Genomic DNA, 13,272 nt, shown 5'->3' with positions numbered 1-13,272 from the left:
TCACTGTCAAAGGTAAATATTCTTTGATGTCTTACACAGTCTTTTCTCGTTACCTATATTTAGAGCTCGTTAAATCTGGCTCGCGATAACTTAATTGACACATTAATGAACAGGAACTGACTATGGAACCTTCAGTCGATAAAAAAATTAAGCTTTTGCTGTTATTTTCAGCCGCGGTACTCTTCGATGTTTCAAAACCTTTGCTGGCCAACCAAGAACCAAAACTTGAAATAATAAGAGTGCACGATCACATAGAAAAAGTTTATGACGATAGCGGAACGGGTGCCTCTCACAACTTAGCCATCTGGAGAATCAATAAATTTAAGTTTCCTCCCGGTTATTACTATTTAGGGCATATGGCCACACAGGGGCATAATGACAAACCAGGCTCAGGCTATTTAGTAAAAGATAATAACGACGGATTATTAGCACCTCCCTTAGGCTATGCTTTTCGCTGGAAAGACACCAACACAGGAGGGAATCATGATGGTTCATTATGGAAGCCAATTCCACCAGCTGGCTATAAATGCATAGGCCACATGGCTAATTCTAGTTTTTCTTTTGGGAATGGTGGTTACGATTGGCCACAATGGGATGAAGTTCGCTGCGTTAAAGATAGCTTACTCGAACCCGCAAATTCTCAATGGGTCTGGGATGATTCAAACAGTGGAGGAAGTTATAACGGCAGCGTATGGAATCAGGTTCCTCCAAATAACGATGGCTTTAACCTCGGCCTTTTCGCAGCCTCTTGGAATTGGGGGCCTCCATTAGAGGAAGATAAATGGGTTATTAAAAAAGATGCCATAGGCCTTATCGATGGAGAAATTGCCTACGGAACAAACTTTGAGAGTTGGCAATATGCAGCACTAAGGCTGCAAAACTCCATTGATAAAAACGCACCTTTTTCAAAAGCAGTATTTCCTCTTACTCATAACTCAGCAATTTCATCAGCTTATTCCAGCACTGGTACTAACTATACTCCAAACCAGCACTTAACTATTTTTAATCAGCTACGCTCAGGAATTAGAGCAATAGAACTCGATGTACATGACAAAAATAACTTCGGACAAAGAATAGAACCTTATATTTGCCATGACGGACAATTTGGTGGAGTAGCTTGCCAGTTAGGTGCAGAACGGTCATTATCTTCTGCTCTGGATGAAATTAAGGACTTTATTGAACAAAACCCCGACGAAGTGTTAATCGTTTTTTGGGATACTGATATTTCTGTTTCCAATTTAGATCATGCTATAGGCATGATGAACCAACGGTTCGGCTCGCGGATTTATAAATCGGTTACTTATGCATCTCGCCCTAGCGGTAACTGTAACTCCTTTCCAAATGATCTCACCAAAGCTCAAGTAAGAAACTCAGGGGCTAATATAGTACTCCTGGCTGACAATGCCTCTCAAGATCCCAATGTCTGCTTAGGGAACTGGGGGGACTATGCGTTTATGGGAGGATTCCCTCATACTATCTCTGTATTAAAAAAAGAAAACGGACAATGGATAGATCAAAACTCAGATCTTGACTGGGCAACATGTACTATCAAAGATAAGCACAATACAGTCTGGACTGCGCAAAGCATCCAGCAACAGTTTGTTCGAGCTTATAATGAATCGACTAATGGAGGTCCAGCGGTATTCGATGATCCAGAGCCAAAGTTCTCTCCTGCTCTAGTAGACAAAATGGTCAAATGCGGATTTAATGGTATTGGTCCAGAGCCTCTTGAAATGAACGATTCTGTTATAGCGGCTCAAGTCTGGAGTTGGGAACAAAACTTTCCTAAATTAAATCCTATTAGAAGCCGCTGTGCCTATCAAGACGATGGCGCTAATGGTAAATTTAAGGATGATTACTGTGATGCAGTAAAACGATTTGCATGCAAAACTTATGATCACCATGGGCTTGTTAATTGGAAAATTACTAATAATACAGGCCATGCTAACGAGGGCCCGACGGTTTGTGGAGCAGAATTCCCAGGTTCTGTCTTTGCTGTTCCTTTAAATGGTTATGAAAGCGAGCGATTGAGAATTGATCGAAACGCTCAAGGCAGTGACAACGTAGATGTTTGGGTGAACTATTCTAATTTGACTTCAGGCATAGACTTCAATGAGCGTTATTGGGTTGCAGACCAATTGTAATCCATCAAGTACAGATTTCAGGCTATAGAATCTATAGCCTGAATTGCCAATAAGCTTTCCGTCATTAAGCTTCGTACTGCTCAACCCACTGCTTTAGCTGGAAGATGTACATAAACCAGGCTAAACCAACGGCTACTGGTTTATTTGATAAATCGGCCTGTTCATTCTGAATTTGCGCCCGCCACTGATTAGCCTGCTCAATATCAGCAAAAAAGCGTTCGTATAGTGTCTCGCAGACATCAGGGTTTCTTAACTCCGAGGGCATCCATTTGGTTTCAAAAGCATGATAAACAACGGCTTTCATCGAACCAAATTCATCTCCAAGCTCTCTTAACAGCATATCTTTTACGTAAGTCGCAAATTCCGTTTTAAGCATCGGAAACTCTTCGGGCACAACATCTTGTACATTGTTAATAGCTTGTTCTCGAATGGAATCATTATATTTACGCTCCATTGCCTGGATCAGCTCTTTGTCATGGTTAGATAATGCCTGTAAATTGCCCCCCACTTCGTTAATACGTCGGCTCAGGGATTCGAAGATTTCGAGATCTTCTGCACTTAATACTTGCTTCAATTTATCCAAATGGGATTCTAATGACATGACTTAACCTACTTTATTACTTGCCAGACAATCAAACAGCGTCAATTTTTAAACCTTTATCGACATACTCTTGCAGACTGATGCCATAAGCTTTGTTCGGCACCGCCTTAATAATTCGATATGTTTGGGCTTCTGCGTCTAAATCAAGCTTTGACAGGTCAACAATTCGCTCTTTTCGAGCTTTTTTGTGTTCATCAAGCACTAACATCACCTTCGGGCGCAATTTATACTTGGGATTTGTGGACAGGACGATGCCCACTTCTCCGTTTTCCATCTCAACAATTGACCCTGGAGGGTAGATCCCCCTCCATTCAATAAATTTGGGCACCAGATGCTCGTCAAAGTGAGAGTTGCGTCCGCCCATCAAGACCTTATAGGCATCCATGATAGAGCGTGCTTTCTCATAACAACGATTCGATGTAATCGCATCAAAGGTATCAACGATAGCAATAATTCGAGAAAAAGCGCTGATTTGATCATCTTTCAAACCACGAGGATAACCATGTCCGTTAAGACGTTCATGGTGGGTATAAGTCACATCAATAACCGATGGAGGCACTTCGGGTTTCTTTAACAAAATCTCATAACCTAGTCGTGCGTGTTCTCGCATCAGTGCCGCTTCTTCTTGTGTTAAACGCCCAGGCTTATTTAACACGGCATCAGGAATCTTAATCTTGCCGATATCATGAAGCATTCCGCAAAGACCAATGTTTTCTAGCTGCTCTTGCGAAAATCCAAGGAACTTGCAAAACGCGATGCTCACAATGCCAACATTCAAGCAATGCTCAGCCGTATAATCGTCTTTACTCTTTATCAACGTCATAAAGAGCATGGCATCTTCATTACGCAAAATGCTTTGCACACACTCCTTAACGGATTCTTTAACGGTCGCAATCTCGAAATCTTCACCCAACATGATGCGCTCTAACACCCCTTTAACCACGGTGCTGGCTTGATTACGAGCTTGTTTCGCCTTGCCCATCTCTTCTCGAATAGTTAAGTTTCGAGCGGGCAAATCCGTTTCAAATTTCTTTTTAAGAGTTGTGGATTTAGTTGTTTTGTGGCGGAAGGTTTTATAGTCTATTTCGGAAGCAAAATCGACAAACACATATCGACATTGCTTTTTAATTTCATCGATATCTTGCTGATTTTCGATAGTAAAACCCTGAAGCAAAAACGTTGTTTCACTCCACTCACGGTCGAGATCAGAAACAAACATACCAACGTCTAACTGATCACAAAGAACTTTAACGCGTTTTAAATGGCTCAATGCAGCTCTCTCTTACCTTGATAAATGGCAGGGTTTTCCCATCTAAGAATATGCAATAACTTCAACAAGTGGCAAATTATGCGCCATTTTGTTCAACTAATAGTTGCAATAGACGACGTAATGTCTCTTTTACCTGATTCGCTTTATCGGCATCAAAGGCTAGAGTTGGCTCGTCCATATAAGTCGCTTGCGACAGTTCTAGTTGCACAGCTTGGATACCTTGCTCAGGTTGCCCGTAGTGGCGTGTAATAAAACCACCTTTGAAGCGCCCATTAACCACTTTTGAGTAAGCATCCGTCGAAAACGCTTCTAACGCCTGTTGAAGTGACTCCGAACAGCTGTTGCCATCATTAGTACCTAAATTGAAATCCGGTAACTGCCCATCGAAAAATCGAGGCACTTGAGAAGCAATGGAGTGTGCTTCAAATAAAATGGCGTGCCCAAACTTTTCTTTAATCTGCTTAAGTCCCGACTCCAACTGTTGATGATACGGTTGCCAGTAGTGCTGAATACGAGACTCAATCTCATGTTCATCAGGTGCCTTCCCAGTTTGATACAGAGGCTCCAGAGCAAAGGTAGAGGTTGGGCATAGCTCCGTAACATTCGCCCCCGGATACAAAGATTCTCCGGTAGATGGTCGATTTAAATCAATCACATAACGAGAATAAAGTGGTGCAATCAAATAACACCCCAATTCCTCTGCAAAATCATACAACTGACGCAAATACCAATCGGTATCAGTGACCGGGTGAGCTGCATCAGTCATGGTCGCAGCAATGGAATCAGGAACACAGGTACCATTGTGTGGCATGCTGATCAAAACGGGCACCTTGCCTTCTTGCCACTCAAATGTTTTATGGCTTACCCCATCAATAATCGCAAAAGGCTTTATGTCAGGTAACAACATCGCTGTGCGAGCAATATCGGAGTACAAAGCAAAGTCGGAATAATAGTTTTTAATAAGTTTTAAACCATCCTGGATAAATGGACGTAGCAAAGGCTCTGCCTCTTGCCAGCTTTTTACTTCAGGATGACGAGCCAATACTTCTACCACCAGTCGATAGCTGGCATAGGTTACCGTTGCGTGATACTTTTCTAGCGCTCCAATACTGGTGGCGTAGTTTTGGATGGCTTTAGCGCATTGCTCTAACCCCTTCTCTTCACCTGATAACCAATAGTAATTGGCGGCTAATCGAACGTGGGCCTCATGATCAAAATCACTTTCGGGAAATTGACAGGACTCTACTAACTGAATAAATTGAATATCGGACATTGTTTTATCGCTACACTTAACTTAATCTTTTATTGACACTATGCACCATGGTTATATAGGATCTTCTCAATTAACCCCTGTATATACAACCATTATAAATGCAAAAATCAGAATCACGCTACCTTAAGGTCAAACGTTACATTCTCGATGGTATTCGCGAAGGCAAGTGGACTTCGGGCGAACAAGTTCCCTCTGAAAATGAACTGGTTTCAATATGCAGCGTCAGCCGCATGACCGCTCGCCGTGCTCTTGAAGAACTCAATTCTGAAGGCATTCTTTATCGTATACGCGGAAAAGGCTCGTTTGTCGCCGAAGAAAAGCATCAATCATCTCTACTTGCTATACGCAATATTAAAACAGAAATTAAAGAGCAAGGACACGAACATCGTGTTTCGATGATGGAAATGAGCGAAATACCCGCCAGTGTTGAGATGCGAGAATTATTTTCGCTACCAGAGGGCGCCAACCTTTTTCACTCAATTATTGTCCACTATCAGGATGATATGCCTATTCAGGTTGAAGAACGCTTTATAAATCCGAACGTAGCAGCAGACTACCTGAAGCAAGACTTCAAAACCACAACTCCGAATGAATACTTAACTTCAGTAGCCCCGGTCACCGAAGCTGAGCATCTTATCGAAGCCATTGTGGCCGAAAAACAAATCAATAACCTGCTTAATCTAGAAGCTGACGAGGCCGTTCTGCTTCTAACGCGAACCACCTGGAGTTTTGAGAAAGCTGTGAGCTTTGCCAAGCTTTACCATCCAGGCAAACGCTATCGACTTGGTACGCGATTTACTCCAGATAACTAGCTTTAATCCCCTATGATATTCATAGGGATTTTTTTACCTCAAACACCTTGTATATACAAGTAGAATCAGTATACTTGAACCATCGTAATAAAAACCTTCAACCAAAGGTGACAACAATGACAGATATTCGTTTTGATGCAGAACGCATCATTAAAGCCCCTCACGGCGTCGAACTCACAGCCAAAAGCTGGATGACAGAAGCTCCTCTTCGTATGCTTATGAACAATCTAGACCCAGAGGTCGCCGAAATTCCTCAAGGTTTGGTGGTTTACGGTGGTATCGGGCGTGCAGCACGCGACTGGCAATGCTACGACAAAATTGTCGAAACATTACGCTCACTCAACGAAGATGAAACCTTGTTGGTTCAATCCGGTAAACCAGTAGGCGTTTTTAAAACTCACGCCGATGCGCCCAGAGTATTAATCGCTAACTCAAACCTCGTCCCCCACTGGGCTAACTGGGAACACTTTAACGAGTTAGATAAGCAAGGGTTAATGATGTACGGTCAAATGACCGCTGGCTCATGGATCTACATTGGTAGCCAGGGCATTGTTCAAGGCACTTACGAAACTTTTGTTGCCGCTGGCAAAACCCACTTTGATGGTGAATTAAAAGGCAAGTGGATTTTAACAGGTGGACTAGGTGGCATGGGTGGTGCTCAACCTCTGGCAGCAGTAATGGCCGGAGCCTGTATGTTAGCCGTTGAGTGCGATGAGACCCGCATCGACAAGCGTTTAGAAACACGCTACCTGGATAAAAAAGCCTACACTCTGGACGAAGCGCTCAAGATGATCACCGAGGCTTGCGAGAAAGGCGAAGCCATCTCTGTTGGCTTATTAGGTAACGCCGCAGAAGTATTTCCTGAACTGGTAAAACACGATATCAAACCTGATATGGTAACCGACCAAACCAGTGCGCACGATCCGTTAAATGGCTACCTGCCCGTTGGTTGGACGCTTGAGCAAGCAGAAGAACTACGCCAATCCAACCCAGAAAAAGTCGTTGCAGAAGCCAAAGCATCGATGGCATTGCAAGTAAAAGCGATGCTTGATTTCCACGCCATGGGTATTCCAACGTTTGACTATGGCAACAACATTCGCCAGATGGCTCTTGAAGTAGGCGTTGATAACGCTTTTGATTTCCCCGGTTTTGTTCCAGCTTACATTCGCCCACTATTCTGTGAAGGTGTAGGACCTTTCCGTTGGGCAGCACTATCTGGTGATCCAGAAGATATCTATAAAACTGATCAAAAAGTAAAAGAGTTGATTCCTGATAATCCTCACTTGCACAACTGGCTAGACATGGCTCGAGAAAAAATCCAGTTCCAGGGCTTACCTGCTCGTATCTGTTGGGTAGGTTTAGGTGAACGTCATCGCTTAGGTTTAGCATTTAACGAGATGGTAAAAAATGGCGAACTTAAAGCGCCGGTTGTTATTGGTCGAGATCACCTGGATTCTGGTTCCGTTGCCAGCCCCAATAGAGAAACAGAAGGCATGATGGATGGCTCTGATGCCGTATCGGATTGGCCTCTGCTCAACGCCATGCTCAACGTTGCAGGTGGTGCAACCTGGGTGAGCCTACATCATGGTGGTGGCGTTGGCATGGGCTTCTCTCAACACTCAGGCGTGGTTATCTGCTGTGACGGCTCTGATGAAGCAGCTAAACGGGTTGAGCGCGTGTTGTATAACGATCCTGGTACTGGCGTCATGCGTCATGCCGATGCGGGTTACGACATTGCTAAAGATTGTGCCAAAAAACAGGGCCTCCGCTTGCCCATGATTACCGAATAATAGTACTGGAGAATAACGTGGAAACTTTAGTTATTAATCCTGGTCAGTTGACTCTTTCTGATTTGCGTAACGTTTACGAAAATCATCTAACCATTGCTTTGCATAAAGACTGCCTTGATAAAATTCATCAGTCTGCAAAAACCGTTCAAAACTGTATTGATAAAAACCAAACTGTTTACGGCATCAATACTGGATTTGGATTGTTAGCACAGACCCGTATTCCTGAAGAAAAATTGCAACTACTGCAAAAGTCTCTGGTACTTTCTCACGCTGCGGGCGTAGGCAAAGATTTAGACGGTGATACAGTTCGCCTGTTGATGGTGTTAAAAATTAACAGCTTGTCACAAGGACACTCAGGTATTCAGCTAGCGACAGTTAATTTTTTAATCGACTTGCTCAATGCTCAAGCTTACCCAGCTATTCCCGAGAAAGGTTCTGTCGGTGCCTCAGGTGACCTTGCACCACTTGCTCACATGAGCGGTGTCTTATTAGGCGAAGGCTTCTTGTATTACAAGGGAGACAAACGCCCAGCAGCAGAAGTGCTTGCCGAACTAAAAATGGAACCAATGGAGCTTGCTCCTAAAGAAGGCCTCGCGTTACTTAACGGAACACAGGCATCGACGGCTTTAGCCCTTAAAGGTTTATTCGAAGCAGAAAACAACTTTGCTGCCGCCATGGTAGCCGGAAGCCTAAGTGTTGACGCAGTGCTTGGTAGTGTCGTTCCTTTCGATCATCGCATTCACGCTGTACGTGGACACAAAGGTCAAATCGAGACAGCGGCTTTGTATCGAGAGTTGCTTGAAGGTAGCGAAATCAATCAATCTCATAAAGATTGCGACAAGGTCCAAGATCCTTATTCATTGCGTTGCCAGCCACAGGTTATGGGCGCTTGCCTTGATCACATGGCACATGCCGCCTCTGTTCTTTTAACGGAATCAAACGCGGTATCTGATAACCCATTAGTCTTCAGTGAAGATGGTGACATTTTATCTGGCGGAAACTTCCATGCAGAACCAGTAGCATTGGTAGCAGATGCTCTGGCGGTAGCGATTGCAGAAATCGGAGCTATCTCCGAACGACGCATCGCACTCTTTATGGATAAACATCTTAGTGGTTTGCCCGCTTTTCTTGTGAATGATAGTGGTGTTAACTCAGGCTTTATGATCGCGCAGGTTACCGCTGCGGCGTTAGCGAGTGAAAATAAAACTCTGGCTCACCCCGGCTCTGTCGACAGCTTACCAACATCTGCCAACCAGGAAGATCACGTGAGCATGGCGACCTTTGCCGCTCGCAGATTAACCGATATGAACGAAAACACTGCCGGTGTTATCGCTGTTGAAATGCTTTGTGCGGCACAGGGTCTCGACTTCCGCTCGCCGCTCAAAACATCTCCCAAGCTACAAAATGCTTTTGCGCATATTCGTAGTGCGGTGAGCTTTTATGATAAAGATCGATATATGTCAGAAGATATTTCCCCCATCCAGAATCAGATTCTTCAGGGTGATTATTGTGGCTACGCAGCAAAAATATTAACTTCTTTTGACAAATAATCCCGAGGCGGCGTATTTGCCGCCTTTTTTAATACTTATTTCGAATAAAAAAATTATTTTTTATCACCCTATTTTTCTAGTACCTGATTCAGAATCTCAATAGAGCCCGCTAATTGCTTGATTCAGCGACGTTAACAGATCAACTTTATCCAAAGATATATCTCCAATTAACGTAGTCTATACTTGACTTCGGAAGCCCCAAAAGATGTTGGCAATTTCAGCTTATGCTGGTACTCAATTTCTTTCATCTCTAAAGGTTTTCCAAGTCTTGGTTATTACGTTATATTCCTTCCAGTTATGGTTGACCCGGCTTCGGCCGGGTTTTTTATTGACTTTATTTTCTAAGCTTATTAAGTTGTAAGCATGAAAACTTTTATTTTTGTTAACTTCTTTTTCTTTTATTTTATTCCACAATAAATGGGGAAGGTTAACTGCTGAATTCAAAAAACCTCCCCTCGGGAGGTTTTTTTTTAGGGGGATAAAATGCTGTCGTCAAAAGAACTCGATGAGTTGCGCCAAAATATTGATCACATAGATATCGAAGTGTTAGAGCTGTTGGCAAAACGTCATGAGCTGTGTGTAAAAGTTGGAGAACATAAAATTGAAGCAGGCCATCCTACACGCGATCTCGAAAGAGAAAAAGAAATCATATTAAAAAAGATTGCGCTCGGTAAACGTTTAGGACTCAACCCAAAGTTCACTCATCAATTGTTTGATTTGGTTATCGAGCATTCGGTAAGAATGCAATATCAAATGAAAGATGAAAAACACAGTCAGCCAGAAAAAAATTATCGTGTTGGATATCTAGGAGATCAGGGTTCCTATAGCCATCAAGCAATGTTAAAACATTTCTCTGATAAGAATGCCTCCATCTCTTCCTTTGGATTTAAAAGCTTTAAAGAAATCCTCAAGTCCGTTCAAGATGATGTTATGGATATTGGTATTTTACCGATAGAAAACACAACTTCTGGAGCAATATTAGAGGTTTACGACCTACTTCAAGGCAGCGGAATCTATATAATTGGAGAAGATATACTTGAGATTAAACACTGTCTGGTCGGCCAAGCCGACGCTGCTCAAGAAACGATCACGACAATATTAGGGCATCCGCAAGCGATTGCACAATGCAATGAACTATTGATTAAAAACCCAGATATTAAAGTTGAATACTGCTCGAGTAGTGCAAATGCTTTAGAAGAAGTTATCAGTCGAAGTAACAACCAAACTGTAGCTCTGGCAAACCAATTTGCTGCCGAACTTTATAACTTAAAAGTCATAGAAAAAAATGTATCTAATGCTCAACAAAACTTCACTCGATTTATTTTAATTTCTAAAAAAGAAAAAAAGTTAGCATCAGAAATTCCAGCAAAAGTATCCATTGTTTTTTCAACGGGTCAGCAAGCAGGAGCATTGGTCAGCGTACTTAATTGTTTAAAACAAAATGATATTGGTTTAACAAAACTTCAATCAAGACCTATTCCTGACCGTCCTTGGGAAGAGTTATTTTATGCTGACATTGACGGCCATATTGAAGACCCAACTATTTCTTCTGCGCTAAGCTCAGCAGAAAAACATTGTAAATTTTTAAAAATATTAGGTTGCTATGCTAACAGTGCATTACCCAAAGCTTTTGAATAATTAAAAGAGCTCACAAGTTTTAAAAGTGCCTGCGACTATTCGATCGCAGGCAATATATACTGCTCCAAAACAAGTCGAAGATTACGTTGTGATAGCTCTTCATCAGTATAAGCACTACCAGTAAAAGCGACAATGGCATCCAATTCTGGATAAACAAAAATGTACTGTCCACCTAACCCTTGAGCGCTATAACTTTCATAGATACGACCATCGACTCGATATTCACTCATCCACCACTGATATCCATATCCCCTATTCCCATTATCGACGTGCTTAACAATCGACTCATCTACCCAGGACTCAGACAAAATACGCTGACCATTCCAAACTCCCTTATTCAGATAAAGCTGCCCTAGCTTCGCCATATCACGAGTGGTCAAATAAAGTGCACTCCCGGTGTGGATCTGTCCATCTAAGTACCAAGCAGTGTATTTATTGATATCCAAAGGCCGCAACAGGTTGTTCTCCATAAATCTTGTTAGAGGCTGTCCTGTAGCCAGTTGAACGAGACGGCCCAAACCGAAAGAAACCCCCGTTGAATACGCAAACGTTGTTCCCGGCGTGGTAGTCATTGGTCGATCTAACAAGAACTGAATAGGATCTGCAGAAGCATTCATTTGAGCATTCAGATTAGTAGGCTCAAAATAGGATACATCCCACTCGTCCCATACATAACCATGCCGCATTGTTAACCAGTTCTTAAGTGTTATTGCCGCTTTTTCATTATCCCAGTTAGCAACCGGAAACTTATGCTGAAAATAGTCGTGAACCATCACATCAACATTAGCTATATGCCCTTGTTCAATGGCAATACCAACCAAAGCTGACACAAAGCTCTTGGTGACAGAATTCATAACATGAAGACTAACATCCTGATTACTCGCCCAGTTGTCTGTAAAATCTAGCTGAGTGCGAACTTCTTCATGAAAAATCAGACGTCCATTCTTTGCAATGAGTACAGAGTCAATATGCTTAAAATTCTGCACTTTTTGATTGATGTTATTCATCATCTGTGACAATAACGCATCATCAAGATTTAGCTCATTTAGATGTGCCGTTTGCCAACCATCATTTATTTGAGCAGGCTCCTTGTAACTATAAGGAGGAGTACTCTCATTTGAGCCACAACTGATAAGCATCAGACTCAAGAAAGAGCATAAGAGAATATGGCACCGCTCCTGGTATTTCATGCTAGCCTCCAATCATAGATTTTACCTATATTGCAGCATTAGCATTCCCTTTTTTATCAAGGAAGTCAAATAGTCGGCTACCAAGAGCAACTAGGTTTAAGCCCCCTTAAACTACTTGTTGGAAGTGAGTTAAGCTCTAATATAAAGCACACTAGAAAACAAAATATTGAGTTTTGATTTTCGTTATAATGTTAGTCAGATTACGGAAAGATCAATATCAGTCTCCGAAGGAACGGAAATAAAAAGAGCAACCTAGTACAGGAAACTTTCAATGAATCTGGATAGAAACGGTCCATATATTTTTACTATCGATGACATCTTCAGCCAAGAAGAATGCAATCATCATATCGATTTTATCGAATCGAATAATCCAACAATGGCACCTGTCCTCACTGCTTACGGAGAGAAATATAAATCCTCTATAAGAAACAATGAGCGCATACTTAAACAAGATCAGAAACTCGCAAAAAGCATCTATCAATCCATCAAAGATAAACTTCCAGCAGAAATACATGGCGCATCTATCTGTGGTATTAACGAACTCTTTCGTTACTACCGTTATAAGCCAGGAATGCGCTTCGCACCACACCCTGATGCCGCATTTATTCGCAATCCAAAAGAACGCAGTTATTACACCTTTCTAATCTATCTAAATGAAGTAGAAAAAGGAGGTGAAACTTCTTTTTGTGTCGAGCCAGAGGTCAGCTTTGCGCCAAAGAGAGGCATGGGTTTGCTGTTCCAGCATCCAATCATTCACGAAGGGAAAGAAGTATATTCTGGGACTAAATACATCATCCGAACGGATGTCATGTATCGCTTAAATGAAGAGGGAAATGGAAAGCGTTTAGATAGCTAAAAACATAAACTCTAAAACAAGAAAACCCCAACATCATTGATGCTGGGGTTTAAAATAAAAGCCTGGCGATGACCTACTCTCACATGGGGAAGCCCCACACTACCATCGGCGCTGAACGTTTTCACTTCTGAGTTCGAGAAGGGATCAG

At 42.3% G+C, this 13,272-nt stretch carries 10 protein-coding genes and 1 rRNA gene; 6 read left to right on the top strand and 5 right to left on the bottom strand.

Translation table 11 applies throughout. The annotated features are described in order from the left end of the window. The first annotated feature begins 122 nt into the window (after positions 1-122). The gene (locus NH399_RS22930; protein ID WP_253043564.1) at positions 123-2,144 is read left to right on the top strand and encodes a phosphatidylinositol-specific phospholipase C domain-containing protein; all 2,022 of its coding nucleotides are present in this window, start codon (positions 123-125) and stop codon (positions 2,142-2,144) included. 64 nt (positions 2,145-2,208) lie between these two features. Here the strand turns inward: NH399_RS22930 and NH399_RS22925 are convergent, their stop codons facing one another. From NH399_RS22925 to hutG, 3 genes are all read right to left on the bottom strand, one after another. After that, positions 2,209-2,745, bottom strand: coding sequence for a hypothetical protein (locus NH399_RS22925; protein WP_253043563.1), 537 nt, complete (start codon positions 2,743-2,745; stop codon positions 2,209-2,211). A 31-nt stretch (positions 2,746-2,776) separates the two neighbouring features. Next, a complete protein-coding gene (locus NH399_RS22920; RefSeq protein ID WP_253043562.1) occupies positions 2,777-4,015 on the bottom strand; it encodes an HD-GYP domain-containing protein in 1,239 nt (412 codons plus the stop codon). A 76-nt stretch (positions 4,016-4,091) separates the two neighbouring features. Beyond that, positions 4,092-5,288, bottom strand: a complete 1,197-nt coding sequence (gene hutG / locus NH399_RS22915) for an N-formylglutamate deformylase (RefSeq protein ID WP_253043560.1) — start codon at positions 5,286-5,288, stop codon at positions 4,092-4,094. Between the two features lie 98 nt (positions 5,289-5,386). Here hutG and hutC point away from each other — a divergent pair, with 98 nt between their 5' ends. The 4 genes from hutC to NH399_RS22895 all read left to right on the top strand — a co-directional run bounded on the left by hutC (position 5,387) and on the right by NH399_RS22895 (position 11,078). Next, positions 5,387-6,100: a histidine utilization repressor gene (gene hutC / locus NH399_RS22910; RefSeq protein ID WP_253043559.1), complete on the top strand. Its 714-nt coding sequence runs from the start codon at positions 5,387-5,389 to the stop codon at positions 6,098-6,100. A gap of 116 nt (positions 6,101-6,216) precedes the next feature. Then, on the top strand, positions 6,217-7,890 hold the full coding sequence (gene hutU / locus NH399_RS22905) for a urocanate hydratase (RefSeq protein ID WP_253043558.1): 1,674 nt from the start codon (positions 6,217-6,219) through the stop codon (positions 7,888-7,890). 17 nt (positions 7,891-7,907) lie between these two features. Further along, the gene (gene hutH, locus NH399_RS22900) at positions 7,908-9,440 is read left to right on the top strand and encodes a histidine ammonia-lyase (RefSeq protein ID WP_253043557.1); all 1,533 of its coding nucleotides are present in this window, start codon (positions 7,908-7,910) and stop codon (positions 9,438-9,440) included. 510 nt (positions 9,441-9,950) lie between these two features. After that, positions 9,951-11,078: a bifunctional chorismate mutase/prephenate dehydratase gene (locus NH399_RS22895; protein WP_253043555.1), complete on the top strand. Its 1,128-nt coding sequence runs from the start codon at positions 9,951-9,953 to the stop codon at positions 11,076-11,078. A gap of 35 nt (positions 11,079-11,113) precedes the next feature. Here NH399_RS22895 and NH399_RS22890 read toward each other — a convergent pair whose 3' ends face one another. After that, the gene (locus NH399_RS22890) at positions 11,114-12,268 is read right to left on the bottom strand and encodes a serine hydrolase (RefSeq protein ID WP_253043554.1); all 1,155 of its coding nucleotides are present in this window, start codon (positions 12,266-12,268) and stop codon (positions 11,114-11,116) included. A gap of 271 nt (positions 12,269-12,539) precedes the next feature. Here NH399_RS22890 and NH399_RS22885 point away from each other — a divergent pair, with 271 nt between their 5' ends. Further along, a complete protein-coding gene (locus NH399_RS22885) occupies positions 12,540-13,124 on the top strand; it encodes a 2OG-Fe(II) oxygenase (protein WP_253043553.1) in 585 nt (194 codons plus the stop codon). A 60-nt stretch (positions 13,125-13,184) separates the two neighbouring features. On the opposite strand, the gene rrf is transcribed toward NH399_RS22885, so the two are convergent. Beyond that, positions 13,185-13,272: ribosomal RNA gene (gene rrf, locus NH399_RS22880) — 5S ribosomal RNA — on the bottom strand; the annotation flags it as partial.

The organism is Pleionea sp. CnH1-48, from assembly GCF_024124665.1.
Classification (GTDB): domain Bacteria; phylum Pseudomonadota; class Gammaproteobacteria; order Enterobacterales; family Kangiellaceae; genus JAMXSB01.
Note: the sequence above shows the minus strand (reverse complement) of the source record. Positions and strands in the feature narration are given on the sequence as shown.